Origin of the sequence: Rhodococcus sp. NPDC060090, assembly GCF_042729855.1 — a bacterium.
Taxonomy (GTDB): domain Bacteria; phylum Actinomycetota; class Actinomycetes; order Mycobacteriales; family Mycobacteriaceae; genus Rhodococcus.
In genome coordinates this window covers 32431-48578 of sequence record NZ_JBHWXB010000009.1, presented here as the reverse complement: position 1 = coordinate 48578, position 16148 = coordinate 32431, and the positions used below count along the sequence as shown (strand labels likewise).

At 66.1% G+C, this 16148-nt stretch carries 16 protein-coding genes; 3 read left to right on the top strand and 13 right to left on the bottom strand.

Translation table 11 applies throughout. The annotated features are described in order from the left end of the window. Positions 1–34: 34 nt before the first annotated feature. Both ACFWCF_RS13935 and guaB read right to left on the bottom strand, forming a co-directional pair. Positions 35–1174 (bottom strand): GuaB3 family IMP dehydrogenase-related protein, encoded by a 1140-nt coding sequence (locus ACFWCF_RS13935; RefSeq protein WP_378490853.1) that lies wholly within the window; start codon positions 1172–1174, stop codon positions 35–37. A gap of 71 nt (positions 1175–1245) precedes the next feature. Next, the gene (guaB, locus tag ACFWCF_RS13930) at positions 1246–2769 is read right to left on the bottom strand and encodes an IMP dehydrogenase (protein WP_378562182.1); all 1524 of its coding nucleotides are present in this window, start codon (positions 2767–2769) and stop codon (positions 1246–1248) included. A 261-nt stretch (positions 2770–3030) separates the two neighbouring features. Here guaB and ACFWCF_RS13925 point away from each other — a divergent pair, with 261 nt between their 5' ends. After that, the gene (locus ACFWCF_RS13925; RefSeq protein ID WP_378562179.1) at positions 3031–3441 is read left to right on the top strand and encodes a DUF5319 domain-containing protein; all 411 of its coding nucleotides are present in this window, start codon (positions 3031–3033) and stop codon (positions 3439–3441) included. Between the two features lie 75 nt (positions 3442–3516). On the opposite strand, the gene ACFWCF_RS13920 is transcribed toward ACFWCF_RS13925, so the two are convergent. The 3 genes from ACFWCF_RS13920 to ACFWCF_RS13910 form a co-directional block, all read right to left on the bottom strand. After that, positions 3517–4563 (bottom strand): anti-sigma-D factor RsdA, encoded by a 1047-nt coding sequence (locus ACFWCF_RS13920; protein ID WP_378562176.1) that lies wholly within the window; start codon positions 4561–4563, stop codon positions 3517–3519. After that, positions 4556–5134 (bottom strand): sigma-70 family RNA polymerase sigma factor, encoded by a 579-nt coding sequence (locus ACFWCF_RS13915; RefSeq protein WP_378491979.1) that lies wholly within the window; start codon positions 5132–5134, stop codon positions 4556–4558. Before ACFWCF_RS13915 ends, ACFWCF_RS13920 begins: the two co-directional genes overlap by 8 nt. A gap of 122 nt (positions 5135–5256) precedes the next feature. Then, positions 5257–6180, bottom strand: a complete 924-nt coding sequence (locus ACFWCF_RS13910) for a hypothetical protein (protein ID WP_378562173.1) — start codon at positions 6178–6180, stop codon at positions 5257–5259. A gap of 524 nt (positions 6181–6704) precedes the next feature. Between ACFWCF_RS13910 and ACFWCF_RS13905 the strand changes: the two genes are divergently transcribed. Continuing rightward, positions 6705–6998 (top strand): WhiB family transcriptional regulator, encoded by a 294-nt coding sequence (locus ACFWCF_RS13905; protein ID WP_054807538.1) that lies wholly within the window; start codon positions 6705–6707, stop codon positions 6996–6998. A 145-nt stretch (positions 6999–7143) separates the two neighbouring features. Here the strand turns inward: ACFWCF_RS13905 and groL are convergent, their stop codons facing one another. Together groL and groES are read right to left on the bottom strand one after the other, a co-directional pair. Next, on the bottom strand, positions 7144–8760 hold the full coding sequence (groL, locus tag ACFWCF_RS13900; protein ID WP_378562170.1) for a chaperonin GroEL: 1617 nt from the start codon (positions 8758–8760) through the stop codon (positions 7144–7146). Positions 8761–8847: 87 nt separating this feature from the next. Then, positions 8848–9150 carry a co-chaperone GroES gene (gene groES / locus ACFWCF_RS13895; protein WP_006550071.1) on the bottom strand — a complete coding sequence of 101 codons (303 nt, stop codon included), beginning with the start codon at positions 9148–9150 and terminating at the stop codon, positions 8848–8850. A gap of 316 nt (positions 9151–9466) precedes the next feature. Between groES and ACFWCF_RS13890 the strand changes: the two genes are divergently transcribed. Next, positions 9467–11170: an Hsp70 family protein gene (locus ACFWCF_RS13890; RefSeq protein ID WP_378562167.1), complete on the top strand. Its 1704-nt coding sequence runs from the start codon at positions 9467–9469 to the stop codon at positions 11168–11170. 61 nt (positions 11171–11231) lie between these two features. Here the strand turns inward: ACFWCF_RS13890 and tsaD are convergent, their stop codons facing one another. From tsaD to alr, 6 genes are read right to left on the bottom strand one after another with little or no spacing between them, the layout of a single operon-like run. Next, complete coding sequence (tsaD, locus tag ACFWCF_RS13885) at positions 11232–12260, bottom strand: tRNA (adenosine(37)-N6)-threonylcarbamoyltransferase complex transferase subunit TsaD (protein ID WP_378492017.1); 1029 nt, start codon at positions 12258–12260, stop codon at positions 11232–11234. 14 nt (positions 12261–12274) lie between these two features. Next, positions 12275–12754 (bottom strand): ribosomal protein S18-alanine N-acetyltransferase, encoded by a 480-nt coding sequence (gene rimI / locus ACFWCF_RS13880; RefSeq protein WP_378562164.1) that lies wholly within the window; start codon positions 12752–12754, stop codon positions 12275–12277. After that, positions 12751–13422: a tRNA (adenosine(37)-N6)-threonylcarbamoyltransferase complex dimerization subunit type 1 TsaB gene (gene tsaB / locus ACFWCF_RS13875; protein WP_378562161.1), complete on the bottom strand. Its 672-nt coding sequence runs from the start codon at positions 13420–13422 to the stop codon at positions 12751–12753. Before tsaB ends, rimI begins: the two co-directional genes overlap by 4 nt. 32 nt (positions 13423–13454) lie before the next feature. Next, positions 13455–13943: a tRNA (adenosine(37)-N6)-threonylcarbamoyltransferase complex ATPase subunit type 1 TsaE gene (gene tsaE, locus ACFWCF_RS13870; RefSeq protein ID WP_378562158.1), complete on the bottom strand. Its 489-nt coding sequence runs from the start codon at positions 13941–13943 to the stop codon at positions 13455–13457. Beyond that, on the bottom strand, positions 13909–14967 hold the full coding sequence (locus ACFWCF_RS13865; RefSeq protein ID WP_378562155.1) for an alpha/beta fold hydrolase: 1059 nt from the start codon (positions 14965–14967) through the stop codon (positions 13909–13911). Before ACFWCF_RS13865 ends, tsaE begins: the two co-directional genes overlap by 35 nt. After that, positions 14964–16085: an alanine racemase gene (alr, locus tag ACFWCF_RS13860; protein ID WP_378562578.1), complete on the bottom strand. Its 1122-nt coding sequence runs from the start codon at positions 16083–16085 to the stop codon at positions 14964–14966. The genes ACFWCF_RS13865 and alr overlap by 4 nt, the downstream gene beginning before the upstream one ends. Positions 16086–16148: the final 63 nt, after the last annotated feature.

Sequence of the window (16148 nt, the reverse complement as noted above, 5' to 3'; positions counted from 1 at the left end):
TCACATTCGGCCACCACACAGCAGCAGAATCAGATCAGGCGCGCACCGACAACCCGACCTTCTGGAACTCCTTGAGATCCGAGTAACCCGACTTCGCCATCGCCCGTCGCAGACCACCGACGAAGTTGAGCGATCCGTACGGGTCGTCGGACGGCCCGGTCAACACACGCTCGAGACTCGGGCGCTCATCGTAGGCAACCTGAAGCGCAGCGCCACGCGGAAGCGACGGATGCGCGGCGGCGGACGGCCAGTACCATCCCTGGCCCGGGGCCTCGGCCGCGATCGCGAGTGGCGCGCCCAACACCGCAGCGTCGGCACCGCACGCGATCGCCTTCGCGAGGTCGCCGGAGGTCTCGATGTCGCCGTCGGCAATGACGTGGACGTAACGTCCCCCGGTCTCGTCCAGATAGTCGCGACGAGCTGCAGCAGCATCTGCGATCGCGGTGGCCATGGGCACCCCGATCCCGAGCGACGCGCTGGTGGTCGTCGCGCCGTGCGTCGAACCGAAACCGACGATGACACCGGCGGCACCCGTGCGCATCAGATGCAGCGCCGTACGGTGATCGCTCACCCCACCCGCCACGACCGGCACATCGAGTTCGGAGATGAATGTCTTCAGGTTGAGCGGTTCGCTGTCACCGTGCGCCACGTGTTCCGCGGAAATGATCGTGCCGTGCACGACCAAGAGATCGACGCCTGCTTTGACCAGCTCCGGCGTCAACGCCCGAGCATTCTGCGGGCTCACGCGCACCGCGGTGGTGACACCCGCGTCACGGACCTGTGCGACGGCCGCAGCCAGCAGAGCCGGCTGCAGCGGGGCCGCGTGCAGCTCCTGCAGGTATGCGATGGCCGCGCTCGGATCGGGATCGCTCTCGGCGATGCCGACGAGACGGGCGATCACGGCCTCGACGTCGGCGTGCCGACCCCACAGCCCCTCACCGTTGATCACACCGAGGCCACCGGCCTTGCCGAGTTCCACGGCGAAGGCCGGCGACACGAGGGCGTCGGTCGGATGCGCGAGCACGGGAATGTCGAAGCGGTAGGCGTCGATCTGCCACGTGGTCGACACCTCTTTCGACGACCGGGTACGACGGGATGGCACGATGTCCACATCGTCCAGCTCGTACGTGCGGCGGGCCGTCCGGCCCATGCCGATTTCAACGAGGTCGCGCACGCGCGCCCCTTTCTCGTGAGAATGCGGTTGTCCCGTCGACCGCGACGGGATCTGCTGCGAACGCGTCGAACCTAGCGGGCGGCGTAGTTCGGCGCCTCGGCAGTGATCGTGATGTCGTGCGGATGACTCTCCTTGAGTCCCGCAGCGGTGATCTGCACGAACTGGGCGCGTTGCAGTTCCTCGATGGTCGACGCTCCGGTGTAGCCCATGGCTGCACGCAGACCACCGATGAGCTGGTGGGTAACCTGCTGCAGTGGTCCGCGGAACGGCACCCGGCCTTCGATACCTTCGGGGACGAGCTTGTCTTCCGACAGAACATCGTCCTGGAAGTAGCGGTCCTTGGAATACGACTTGGCCTGGCCACGGGTCTGCATGGCGCCGAGTGAACCCATCCCGCGGTAGCTCTTGAACTGCTTGCCGTTGACGAGAATCAACTCGCCCGGCGATTCGGCTGTACCGGCGAGAAGCGAGCCCAGCATGGCGGTGGACGCGCCGGCAGCGAGAGCCTTCGCGACGTCGCCCGAGAACTGCAGGCCACCATCGGCGATCACGGGGACGCCGAGCGCCGTCGCCGCCGCGGTGGCTTCGAGGATCGCCGTGATCTGCGGAGCGCCCACACCTGCGATGACACGGGTCGTACAGATCGAGCCCGGCCCGACACCGACCTTGACGGCATCGACACCGGCCTCGATGAGCGCAGTGGCTCCAGCGCGGGTGGCAACGTTTCCGCCGATGATCTGCACGCGGTCACCGACCTCCGCCTTGAGCTTCGAGATCATGGCCAGAACCCCGGCGGAATGCCCGTGGGCGCTGTCGACCACGAGCACGTCGACTCCGGCGTCGGTCAGCGTCATCGCGCGGGTCCAGGCTTCGTCGCCGACACCGACGGCAGCACCGACGAGTAGCCGTCCGTCGCGGTCCTTCGTGGCATTGGGATGCTGCTCGGTCTTGACGAAGTCCTTGACCGTGATCAGGCCGGTGAGCTTGCCCTGCCCGTCGACGATCGGCAGTTTCTCGATCTTGTGGCGGCGCAGAAGGCCGAGTGCGGCCTCCGCCGTCACGCCTTCACTCGCGGTGACGAGCGGCGCCTTGGTCATCACTTCGGCGACCGGACGGTTCTGATCCACCTCGAACCGCATATCGCGGTTCGTGATGATGCCGACGAGCTGGTTCGCGTCGTCGGTCACCGGCAGTCCCGAGATCCGGAAACGCGCGCACTTCGCGTCGACGTCGGCAAGGGTGTCGGTGGGCTTGCAGGTCACCGGGTCGGTGACCATGCCCGCTTCCGAGCGTTTGACGGTCTCGATCTGCGCTGCCTGCGTCTCCGCAGGCATGTTTCGGTGCAGGACGCCCATGCCACCTGCTCGCGCCATGGCGATGGCCATGCGGGATTCGGTGACCGTGTCCATGGCGGAACTGACCAGCGGGATCCGCAGGCGGATCTCTCGGGTGAGCTGACTCGAGGTGTCGACCCTGTTCGGAACGATGTCCGACGCCGCGGGCAGCAGCAGCACATCGTCGAAGGTCAGACCGAGCATTGCGACCTTGTTCGGGTCGTCACCGCCGGTGTGCACATGCCCTCCGGTACTACTCATGCGGTTCGGACCCTCCGTGGTGATCGATGGGTGCGGACGGACGGACCGTCCGGCAGTGGGATTATGCGAAACGACGGGATTATGTGAAACGACGACGCCACCTCTGGCGAAGCCGTCGACGACCATGGTATCTGTTTGCAACTACGCAACTCGCCGCAACCCGTGCCGGCGTGCTCGAGATCTCTCGAATACGCGCCGTTCATCGGCGTGTCCACGCTGGACGGCTGGCGCGGAACCCCTCGAACTGCGTACCGTGGTGGCGTGCGTGATCAGTTGCCCCCCGGTCTGCCACCGGATCCGTTTGCAGGAGATCCCGACGATCCGTCCGCAGCATTGGACGCGATCGAGCCGGGCCAGCCCCTGGACCCTGCCGAACGGCTCGCGGTCGAAGAAGACCTTGCCGACCTCGCGGTGTACGAGGCGTTGCTGGCTCCACGCGGAGTCCGCGGCCTCGTCGTCTGTTGTGAGGATTGCCATCAGGAGCACTACCACGACTGGGACATGCTCCGCGCGAACCTGCTCCAACTGCTCGTCGACGGGACGATCCGCCCCCACGAGCCCGCCTTCGATCCGGCCCCCGACGCGTACGTCACCTGGGACTACTGTCGCGGCTACGCCGACGCGTCGATGAACGAAGCCCTGCCGGTCGACCCCTACGGACTCGATTCCTGACGACCGGACACCACTGCAACGAAAGGCCCGGCAGCACACATGCTGCCGGGCCTTTCGTTGCTATGGTCCGACGCGTCAGGCGCCGCCGGACGTCGTCTCATCCATCCTCATGTCCGAAGACGAGGGCTGCTGTCCGGTGTTCGATCCCTGTGTGTCCGACGCAGTCGAAGTACTCGGGTCCGGCACGGACACCGTGGTCGTCGGAGCGGGTTGAGTCGTGCCGGTCGACTCGCCCGGAGTCGATGTATCGGTGGTCGGCGGCACGGTCGGGGACGTCGTCTCCACCGGCGATGTAGGCGAATTCAAGATCGTCGGGTCGACGGTCGACCCCGGATTCGGCGTCGATTCGACGGGTGCCTGCGGCGTGGCCGACTGCTGCGGGGCGCCCGGGGTGCTCGGCTGCACCTGCGGGACTGCTGCGGCTCCGGGCCCGGGCGGCAGTGGCGCTCCCGGAACGAGCGGTCCCGGCAGGGTCGGCACGATGCGGTTCATCTCTTCGGTGAGCCGCTGCAACCAATCACCGAGTTCGTTGCGTTGCCCCGCGTCCGTGACCCCCGTGGAACGGACCTCTGCGGATCGGAGCAGTTCGGTCGCGGCCTCGGTCTGGCCTTCTGCGATGAGCTCCTCGGCCCTCTGCAGAGTCGAACTGGTGTCGATCCGCGCCATGGTCGACTCGGCCTGTTCACTGAACACCACTTCTTTGACGCCCCAGAGAGCGTCACCAGGTTCTGCGCTGTACGAGACCGTGGCAGCACCGCCGATGGCAGCTGCGATGAGCGCGGCGGCCCCGGCAAGGGGTCGAATGAGTCGAAGCTGCCCCTTGGAACGCGTGGGCGGTTGCGCCGCCAGAGCCTCGCGGGCACCGAGCTCACGGTTGACCGCCGCGACGACCTCGTCGAAATCGGGGCCGACAGGTAGCGGCTCCGCCAGGATCTCTGCTCGCCATCCGGCAAGCATCGTGGCGAGTTCGTATTCTTCGGCCGATCGTGTCTCCACCGGACCGTCGCCCGAGATCGCATCGATGAGGGCATCATCGCGCCGTACCGACGCGATGTCCACGGGGGTGCCGTCGTCGGGAAGATCGTCGGATATGCCGTGCCCCGCGCCGCGCCTCCTACCCATTCCTCTCACCTGCTCTCGTCACTTCCTTCTTGAGTTTCGCGATGGCCCGGTGCTGGGCCACACGGATCGCACCTGCAGTACTCCCAAGGGCGGACGCCGTCTCTTCGGCCGACATCCCCATGACCAGACGCATGATGAGGATTTCGCGCTGCTTCTCGGGAAGCGTGCCGAGCAGCTCTTTCATCTGCCGACTCGCCTCCGAGTTCAACGCGTGTTCCTCGGGACTGTCGTCGAGCGACATCACCTCGGGTACATCGGCCACCGGGTCCGCACGGTTACGTGCAGAGTTACGGTGCGCATCGGCGACTTTGTGTGCGGCAATGCCGTACACGAATGCCATGAAAGGACGTCCTTGATCCTGGTAACGGGGCAACGCCGTCATCACCGCCAAGCACACCTCCTGCGCCACATCGTCTGCCGAAAGCTGTCCGCGCTCGGCAGATCCGACCCGCGCCCGGCAATACCGGACCACGAGTGGCCGAATACTTGCTAGTACTCGAGCGAGAGCAGCCCGATCGCCCTGCGCAGCCGCAGCAACGGCGGAGCCCAACTCCTCACCCATAACAGTCATCGAATGCGCAAGTCCTGGCGTTACAAGTGGCACGGTCCCCCAACCGGGTGTGCTTCCACCTGGCGTGGAACTCCTCCAGAGTAACGACACCCCATGACGAACCGTCGCATGCGGGCACCGAACTATGGTCGGATCGTTGCGAAGCGGCCACCACCGTGCTCCACTGCCGTAGCGCATTCGTTACGCACACGCTCGGCATCGACGCCTGCACCCAGCCCGACGAGCAGCATCGACGCCGCCCACCGCAGCGGAATCAACCCGTGAGCAGCAGCCCGATCACATACGTCGGCCGCAAGCCCGAGCGCCGGGGCCCGGTCTGCACCGTCGGTGAGCGCGGCAGCCCTGAGCAGGTCGGATTTCACCTGGTGGCGCACCGACCCGAACCTTTCGGAGTCCGCCGCACCACGGGTCGCGAACACGCGCGCGGTCTCGAAATCGCCGGACGCGAGGGCCGTCTCCGCAGTGACCCACGAGAGCCGGATCCGCTGACGCAGCAAACCGCCTTCACCTTGCAGCTCGTCGTCACCCGAACGAGACACGACGAGAAGATCGGCGCACCGCTCGAGCAACCTGCGCGCCTGCGCAAGCCTCCCGCGACCGAGCGCGTCGGCCGCCAGACCGGTCAATGCGTCGCAGCGCGCCGCGACGAGTCGCGCTCTCTGGCCGGCGGTGCGGGCTACGGAGTCCATTCCTGCGACTGCGGCCAGTGCACGGCCGTCGTGCACGGCAGCCACGCGGTGCCACCCGAGTTGACGCAGCAACGATGCTTCGGTGCTCTCGGCGAGCGACACCCATACCCCTCGCGAGCCCGAGCGTCGCACCTCGGCCAGTTGTGTCCGGGCGGCGCTGTATCGCCCCTGCCCCCCGAGCGCGACCGCGCGCAACCAGCGCTCTTCGAGCCCCTGTGCGGCGCACCCGTCACGCGTAGGGACCGCCCCCACCGGCACGCTCTCGGGGGACCTACCGAAGGCGGCTGCATGCAACGACAACGCCGCGGCCGGTGGCGCTGTATCGATTTCGAATTCCGAGTTGCTGAGGATCGACATAGGGAGAATCATTGCACTGGCACTGCAAAGTCTCCCATTCCGGGAGATTCGAGAATTCGCACTGAGAGCGCAACAATTCTCAAACAATGGATTCAGACATCTCCCTAGCTCCGGGACCGACATCCAGTTGAACAAATGGTTAATTGCATACATGTTGCATGTATGTTCACCGAAGGTAACTCGGCAGCTCCATGGTCGAATCGCTCAGCATCCACTCCACCACCAACTGCGCATAAGGCCAGCTCAATGGCTATTAATACTGCACATCACGGTGCAATCACAGACCTCCGCACCCAGCGAAACACTCGACTGCAATCATGTTCACCCACCAATGTAAATATTTCCGACGTTAATTCTTTCCATTTTCGTTATGGACTATCCCACTGAGCGAAGGCATTGACGGCTAATCGGTAATACTTTTACGGTAGGACAGCCGGAGATAATTGGATCCGGCTCGGAAGGACGTCTTTCCGAACGATGGTCCGCTCGTCTCTTCGAGGCGAGCACGCTGCGAAGGAGTGCACATGCCCGCACCTCACACCCTGCCCGGTCCGAACGCTGACCTCTGGGACTGGCAGATGCACGGCACCTGCCGAGGCGCGGACTCTTCAGTGTTCTTCCACCCGGACGGCGAGCGCGGACGTGCCCGCAGCCAGCGCGAGAACCGGGCCAAGGAACTGTGCCAGAGCTGCCCCGTCCTCATCCAGTGCCGCGAACACGCACTCCGTGTCGCCGAGCCGTACGGCATCTGGGGCGGAATGTCCGAGAGCGAACGTGAGCTGTACACGCGACATCATCGCCGCAAGGTTGCGGTGTGACCGGCGGTCCCCCGCCCTCACTGCAGGGATGACAGCCGGCCCCGAGATCGACGGCATCGATCTACGACGAAGCCCCGCACGGAGAAATCCGTGCGGGGCTTCGTGCATCGTGGCCCCTCGGAGCTGCCCGAGGGGCCTGCGATATCTAGTGGGCGTGTCCGTGCCCGTGTGCGTCGCCGTCGACAGGCTCGGGCTTCTCCACGATTGCGCTCTCCGTGGTCAGAATCATCCGTGCCACAGAGGCAGCGTTGACGACCGCGGAACGGGTCACCTTCACCGGATCGACGACACCGTCGGCGATCAGGTCACCGTAGGTGAGCGTGGCCGCGTTGAATCCGTGGCCCTTGGGTGCCTCGGACACCTTGTTCACCACGACAGCACCATCGAGCCCTGCGTTCGAAGCGATCCAGTACAGCGGTGCCGTAAGGGCGGTCCGCAGTACTGCGACACCGGTCGCCTCGTCGCCGGACAACGAATCCTCGAGCTCGACAAGCGCCAACGAGGCCTGTACCAGCGCAGAACCACCGCCGGGCACGATGCCCTCCTCGACGGCAGCCTTCGCAGCATTGACCGCATCTTCGACCCGGAACTTACGTTCCTTCAGATCGGTCTCGGTGGCAGCGCCGACCTGAATGACGGCGATTCCACCCGAGAGCTTGGCAAGACGCTCCTCGAGCTTCTCGCGATCCCAATCGGAATCGGTGTTCTCGATCTCGCGACGGAGCTGAGCCGCGCGGTTCTCGATGTCCTCGGCGGTGCCTGCACCGTCGACGATCGTGGTGTTGTCCTTCGTCACTACGACACGACGGGCCGATCCGAGCAGATCGAGTCCGGCTTCCTTCAACGACAGACCGATGTCGGAGTTGATCACAGTACCGGCGGTCACGACCGCGAGGTCGTCGAGGAACGCCTTCCGACGGTCGCCGAAGAACGGGGCCTTCACCGCAACGGCCTTGAGGGTCTTTCGGATCGAGTTGATCACCAGCGTCGAGAGCGGCTCGCCCTCGATGTCCTCAGCGATGAGGAGGACCGGCTTACCCGATTCGGCAATCTTCTCGAGCAACGGCAGGAAGTCGGGCAGCGCGCTGATCTTCTCGCGGTACAGCAGCACGAGAGCATCCTCGAGGACAGCTTCCTGAGTATCGACGTCGGTGATGAAGTACGGCGACAGGAAACCCTTGTCGAACTGAACTCCCTCGGTGACGACGAGTTCGGTGCTCAGAGTCGAGGACTCCTCGACCGTGACCACACCGTTCTTACCGACGATGGTGAGTGCTTCGCCCACCATCTCGCCGATCACGGCGTCGCGCGAGGAGACGGTAGCGACCTGCGCGATCGCTTTCTTTCCTTCGACGGGAGTCGCGGCAGCGAGAAGCGCCTCGGAGACCTTCTCGACACCCTGGGCAATTCCCACGCCGAGCGAGATGGGGTTGGCACCCGCAGCAACGTTCTTCAGGCCGGCCTTGACGAGCGCCTGAGCCAGAACCGTCGCGGTGGTCGTGCCGTCGCCTGCGACGTCGTTGGTCTTGGTGGCGACACTCTTGACGAGCTGAGCCCCGAGGTTCTCGAACGGATCTTCCAGCTCGATCTCGCGGGCGATGCTCACGCCGTCGTTGGTCACAGTGGGGCCGCCGAACGCCTTGGCGAGCACCACATGCCGCCCACGGGGGCCGAGGGTGACCTTGACGGCGTCGGCGAGCTGGTCGACGCCGCGCTCGAGAGCGCGACGCGCGGTTTCGTTGAACTCGATTTGCTTGGACATGTTCTCCGACTACTCCTGGGTTCGGATGATCCCCAACGGATTCCGCCCCGGGTCCGTTACGGAACTCCGGGGCGGAACTGTTGCGGCCTACTTGGCGACGACAGCCAGAACGTCGCGGGCCGAGAGGATCAAGTACTCCTCGCCGGCGTACTTGATCTCGGTTCCGCCGTACTTGCTGTAGATGACGACGTCGCCTTCCTTGACGTCCAGCGGGATGCGCTTGTCGCCATCTTCGTCCCAGCGGCCGGGGCCGACAGCGACGACGGTGCCCTCCTGGGGCTTTTCCTTCGCCGTATCAGGAATGACCAGGCCGGAGGCAGTCGTCGTCTCGGCCTCGTTGGCCTGGACGAGGATCTTGTCCTCGAGCGGCTTGATGTTCACGCTCGCCACGATGCGCCCTCCACTTTCAGGGGTATTTGGGTCCGAGGCTCTCGTTGTCCTCGAACTCGGTTTTGTTCAGTCACCAGAGTGACTCCGCGCGCAGTCCCGTCGTCGCGGGTGCCGGGCCGACGCTCGGTGTCAACTAGCACTCTATACACGCGAGTGCCAGCGCTCAAGGGCTGCGGGTGCTGACACGCGGAGAGCGAACAGAAGGGCCCATATGTTACGGTTCAATAACGGAAACCGAGAGCGTGATCATTCGGTGACCATGTGCAGCGAGCGAACCTTGCCGCCCCGGTCGCCGGTCACGCACGAGAGGTGAACAATGCCCACGTCGCTAGGGATCTCCGTCGGCGCCTCCGGCGTCGGCGCCGCCCTGCTCGTCGACACTGCCACCGGGCTCACGTCCGAGTACCGCAGGCTAGCGGTCGATTCCGGTCATCGCCGCGATATCGGCGATCTCGTCTTCGATGCGATCTCGTTGATGACGACACAGGTCGTGGATCAACCCGTCCCCGATGCCGTCACCGTCGCCTACCGCACCGAAGAACAGGCAGACGCGATCCGCACCGCCGCGGAACGTCACGGAAAGCTCGTGCGACTCGTTCCCGAGACCACCGCACTCCTGGCGTACCTCCGAACCGTCGGAGTACGCACCGAACCCGGCGCGATCGCGGTCGCCGACATGGGAGCGTCCGGCACCACCGTCTCGGTGCTGGACCAGGAATCCGGCACCGTACTGCGATCGGCGCGCACAGAGAACGTCAGCGGCAATGCGGTCGGCACGGTGATCTACGACCACGTCCACCGCGCCACCAACCGCATGCGAACGCGCATGCAGGTCGATCCGGCCTTGCTGAAGGCGCGTTGTCAGGGCGCCCAAGAAGTACTCACCACCTCCGAGCGCACCCGGATCGACATCGCCGAAGCGGGGCCCGACGCGTCGGTGACCCTGACACGCACCGATCTGGCGGCGCTTGCCGCCGAACTCTCCGAGACCGCGGCCGCGTTCACCCGCCAGGTCACGACCCAGTCGTTGCCGCGTCCGGGCACGCTCGCCCTCGTCGGCGGTACCGCCGCGGTGCCAGCCCTGGCCGCCGCCGTCACCGACAGTTTCGACGGTCATGTCATCACTGTCCCGGAACCGGCGTCCGCAGCCGCCCAGGGTGCCGCGCACCTGTCCGGCTCCGCGCACTTCGGCGGTTACGACATCGTCGGCTCCGCAAGGGCTTCCTCCGCCTCGGCGGGAGCGCGCATGTCAGGCGCTGTGGCGGCGGCGCTCGTACTCGCCGCAGTGGTCGCTGGATTCGCCACCGACAAGTTCACCGACCGGACCGCCAGCACGCCGGTGTCTCCAGCCGGGACCAACGGTGTCGTCGTCACGGAAGACCCGTCGCAGCCGTCGTATCGGACAGAGACCGACATCCCGTCGTCCGATCCCGACTCTTCGCTGTCACCGACGCAGACCACGGACGGCGATCTCGACGGAACACCTCTTCCGGCTCCGCCCCCGTCGACGGTTCCGCGGACGGATATCCCGGTGACGAGCGACAACTCCACAGCCACTCCCACCCCGATCGATCAGGTGCAGACACTCGAGTCGGCACCCGGCGAGATCCCCGACAAGTGGGGTCCGCACGACTCGGATGAATCGACGACGTCGCCACGACCGACGCCGACGCCCACGAACCCGACTTTCCCCACCGATCCGACCGAACCCACAGAACCCACGACTCCGACCGATCCGACCGACCCCACAACCCCCACCGACCCGACCGATCCGACCGACCCGACCGATCCGACCGATCCGACCGATCCGACCGATCCGACCGACCCCACAACCCCGACCGACCCCACGACTCCGGAACCCGGGCCGGGCATCACACCCGAGCCTTCTGATCCAGCGCTGACCACGTCTCCCGGACTGAACTCACCGACGTCGACCATCGGGGAAAGGTCGGTCACCGAGAGCAGCATCAGCGGCGATCCGACGACCTCGGACGACGTGGACACCTCGACGACCCGCTGACGATCCTCGCACTCTCGGCCAGGTACAGCACTCTCGGTCAGGTTCAGAGTGGAGCCGAGAGTCAGGCCGAGACCTGCGCGACCGAGACGGACAGTCCCGGATCGGTTCCCACGGACAGCGCCGACGGGGTCGCTCCACCGGCAATGAGATGTGCACCCAGGGCTGCAATCATCACACCGTTGTCGGTGCACAGACTCGGTCGAGGCACACGCAGGGTCATGCCGGCTTCGGCACACCGCTCCTCTGCAAGCTCACGCAGCCGCGTGTTGGCTGTCGCGCCCCCGCCGAGCACCAGGGTGTCGACACCGACGTCACGAGCCGCCCGCACCGCCTTCATGGTGAGAACGTCGGCCACGGCCTCCTGGAAGCCTGCAGCCACATCCGCGACCGGCACCGGTTCGCCAGCGCGTTCCTTCGCTTCGACGAACCGGGCCACGGCAGTCTTCAGCCCGGAGAACGAGAAGTCGTTGCGGGCATCTCGCGGGCCCGTCATACCACGCGGGAACACCACAGCGGTCCGGTCGCCTACTCGCGCGAGCCGATCGACTTCCGGCCCCCCGGGATAGCCCAGTCCGAGCAGCCGCGCCACCTTGTCGAATGCTTCCCCCGCCGCGTCGTCGACGGTGGTGCCGAGTTCGACGATCGGCTTGCTCAGGTCCTCGACATGCAGCAGATGAGTATGCCCGCCCGAGACCAGCAGTGCAACGCACGGCGGCATCGGTCCGTGTTCGAGCGTGTCGACGGCGACGTGACCTGCGAGGTGGTTGATCGCATAGAAGGGGACGTTCCACGCGGCTGCGTAGGCCTTGGCAGCGGCAACTCCGACGAGGAGCGCACCCGCCAATCCCGGTCCTATCGTCACGCATACCGCGTCGGGTTTGGCGATGCCTGCCGAGGCGAGTGCCCGTTGCATGGTGGGAACCATCGCCTCGAGGTGGGCGCGGGATGCGATCTCCGGGACCACACCACCGAAGCGGGCGTGCTCGTCGACGCTCGAGGCCACCTCGTCGGCGAGAAGCTCGAGGGTGCCGTCACCGACGAAGCGGACGATACCGACGCCCGTCTCGTCGCACGAGCTCTCGATCCCCATCACTATCGGTCCGGTCACTGTCGTGGCTCCTCTCGCCGATCCGGGCGGCGCATGGTGTACGCATCGGCCCCACTCGGCTGGTAGTAACGCTTCCTCGTCCCCACGACCTCGAAACCCTCACGTCGATACAACGCAATCGCCGCGTCGTTGTCGGTGCGGACCTCGAGGAACACCGGGCCGCCCCACCGATCCGCGACACGCAGCAACTCTGCCAGCAGCGCCCCACCGATCCCGCGGCGCCGCGCGTCCGGGTCGACGCCGATCGTGTGCACCTCGGACTCCGGGTCCATTCCGGTGCCGAGCCGCGCCAGTCCGGCGTAGCCGACGAGGGCTCCCGACTCGTCGCGTGCAGCGACGTAATGGTTGTGGGCCGATGCGAGTTCGGAGCGGAACGCGGCGGCGCTCCACGGGTCGTCACCGGGGAACAGTACGGTTTCGAGTTCTGCGCACCTGTCCACATCATCGCCGCGGAGTGCATCGACGAGGACGCTCATGTGCGACGATCCGCGGTCGCGACGGCATCGGGGCGGCGCAGGTACAGGGGTATCAGTGGCTCGGGGAGCGTCCTCGCGCACAGGTCAGCCGATGCCGCTGCAACCAGACCTGCAGGCGACGGTGAGTACACGGGCACCGCGGGAAGATCGAACAAGGCGGTGTGCTGGGACGATCCCGCGACACGGTGTGACGGCGCGGACGGCACCTCCGCAGGCTTGCGGACATCGGGACCCTCGACACGACCTCGGGTTCCGTCGTACCGAGCGAAGTACACCTCACGACGCCGTGCGTCGGTGACGACGAGCAGATCACCCCCGTCGGGCGCTTCACTGCGCACGTCCTCGGCGATCGCATCGAGGCTGCAGACACCGTGAACCGGAATTCCGAGGGCATCACCGAATGCCGCGGCAGTGACCATGCCGACCCGCAGGCCGGTGAACGGCCCCGGCCCCACCCCCACGACGATCGCGTCGAGGTCGGCCGGAGTGCATCCGGCCTCGTCGAGGCACTCGAGGATCTGTGGGGTGAGGATCTCCGCGTGGGCACGTGGATTGTCGGTCAGGCGCACAGCAACCGTGGTGATGTGGGCTGGGTCTCCCTCACCACCGTGTCGGACGAGACCCGAGGTCACGGCGGGTGTTGAGGTATCGACGGCGAGCACAAGCACGATTCATCAGGATACCCGGTCCACAGAGTCGGTCAGTCCACCCAGGCCCATTCCGCCCGACGCACATCGGACTCGGGATCACGACGCAATCGCACCCGCAGGTGCCGGTCGGTGAGCTTCTCGACGAGTCCTCCGCCCCACTCGACCACCACGACCGCCGCGCCGAGGTCGGTGTCGAGGTCCAGCGCATCGAGTTCGTCGAGGGCATTCGGGCCGTCGCCCAGTCGGTACGCATCGACGTGGACCAGCCCTACCGGTGGAGCGCCTTCACGACTGCCCGGCCGGTGTTCGCGCGCGATGACGAATGTCGGTGACGTCACCCGGCCCTGTACCCCGAGCCCTGCTGCGAGACCTCTCGTCAATGCAGTCTTGCCTGCGCCGAGCGGACCGTCGAGCACCACGAGGTCGCCGGCGCGAAGATCCTGTGCAAGACGGCGGCCGAAAGCCTCGGTGTCCTCGACGGTCGGCAGTTCGATGTGGGCGGAGTCAGACAATTGCGGCTCGCCTGGTCGAAACGTCATGCGCGAAACCTCGCTGGATCAGCCGGTCGATCGCACGGTCGACGACCTCCGGGAACTCGAATTGCACAAGGTGCCCACCGCCACGAACCCGCTTGAGTTCGCATCCCGGGAGCGCCTCGGCAAGCTTCTCCGAACTCGGGAACGGAATCACCATGTCGGCGTCGCCGCAGAGCACGAGCGACGGTACCGAACCCAGCACGGGGAGCGCGGCGGATTCGTCGTGTATCTCGAGGGTGCGCAAGAAGTTCACGATCGTCAGCACCGAAGTCTCGTCGAGCATCCGATCGGACAACTCGACGAGGCGCGGGCTGACCACTGTTCCGTACGACGCCGCGCGCAGGATCGGCGTGACGACCGCACGGGCCATACCGCGCGCTACCTGCACCAGCCCGGGGGCCGTGCGCGCGGCGTACCGGAAGGCATCGATGACTGGGTTCTCGAGGTTCCGGCCGATTCCACTCTTGTCGAGGCCCGCCGCAGTGGTCGCGAGTAGCCCTACTCCCACGATTCGGGACTCGAACAGGTCGGGTCGTTGCGACGCAAGAGCGATCGTCGTCATGCCGCCCATCGAATGGCCGATCACCACCACCGGCCCGCCGGGGGCGGTCTCGTCGATGATCCGGCCGAGATCGCGTCCGAGTTGCGCGATGGTGCACGTTTCGAGGGCGGGCATGCCGGACTCGCCGTGGCCACGCTGGTCGTAGAACACCATCCGGACGTCGTCGCCCCACCGCTCGAGCATGTGCCGATACTGCAGATGCCACGACTGCATGCGCAGACAGTAGCCGTGGACGAAGACGACGGTCAGCGGAGCACGTGCCGGCCCGGATTCACGCACGACGAGCGGGACGTCGTCGTCGGTCATGACGATCCGCTTGGGCAATTGCAGTAAGGCGTCGAAGTCCTCTCCCTGGTACATCTCGGTGGCGGGCATCCCGGCGCTCCGCACGGCATACAGCCCCGCGGATGACGCGAGTGTCACCAGGCTTGCGCCCAGCAGACCCATTCGGCCCATCAGCGTCATCGCAACTCGCCTCCTTCGCCACCTACATAGGTGCGGACGGTTCGGCCACCCACCCCGGTCACGATCTCGTAGTTGATCGTGTCCAGGAGATCCGCCCAGTCCTGGGCTCCGCATTCACCGAGACGTCCGTCACCGAAGAACAACGCTTCGTCGCCCTCATGTACTCCCCCACCGTCCGGGCCGAGGTCGACGACAACCTGATCCATGCAGACGCGTCCCAGTTGAGGGCGTCGGCGCCCACCCAGCAGCACTTCGATCCGGCCACTGAGATTGCGGCGGATCCCGTCGGCATACCCCATCGGCAGAAGTGCCACGGTCGTGTCGGTCGGGGCGATCCAGCGGTGCCCGTACGACACCCCGGAACCTGCGGAGACCTTCTTCACCAGCGCCACCCTCGTTCGCAGTGTCATCACCGGTCGGAACCCGAAATCGCCTTCCTCGGGGATCGGTGTCAGCCCGTATATCGCGATTCCGGGCCGGACCATATCGAATCGCAGGTCAGGGCGGGTAACGGTGGCTGCGGAATTCGCCAGGTGGACGACCTCCGGAGTGAGCGACACACGTCGAAGGTCGTGGGTGGCCTGGTGGAGCCTGTCGCGCTGTGAATCGATCTCGGGGTGGCCGAGTTCGTCGCCGTGTGCCAGGTGCGAGAACAACCCCCGCAGCCGCACCGCTCCGGACGCCTGCGCTCGAGCGACGTCCCGCACGAAATCGGGCCATTCGTCGTGTGCGACACCATTGCGGTTGAGGCCGGTGTCGACCTTGGCGGTGATGACGGCGGTGTCACCGGTGGTCTCGGCTGCCGCGACGATGGCCGCGAGGTGCCGCGACGACGACACGCTGAGTTCGATACCCGCCGCGATCGCGGGCGCGAAGTCGGCGTCGACCGTGTGCAGCCACGAGAGCACGGGCGCATCGATTCCTGCGGCACGCAGTTCGAGCCCCTCGTCGAGCGTGGTGACGCCCAGTTCACGTGCCCCCGCCGCGAGCGCGGCGCGAGCAACCGGAACGGCACCGTGGTTGTAGGCGTCGGCCTTCACGACTGCCATGACCGCTGCGTCACCGGCATAGTCCCGAAGGCGCCTGACGTTGTGTGCGACCGCGTCCAGATCGATCATCGCTTCCGCTTGGGGAAGTGCTCGGCGGTCGGTGGACGGGGTGCGTTGTAGGGCGGTCACATG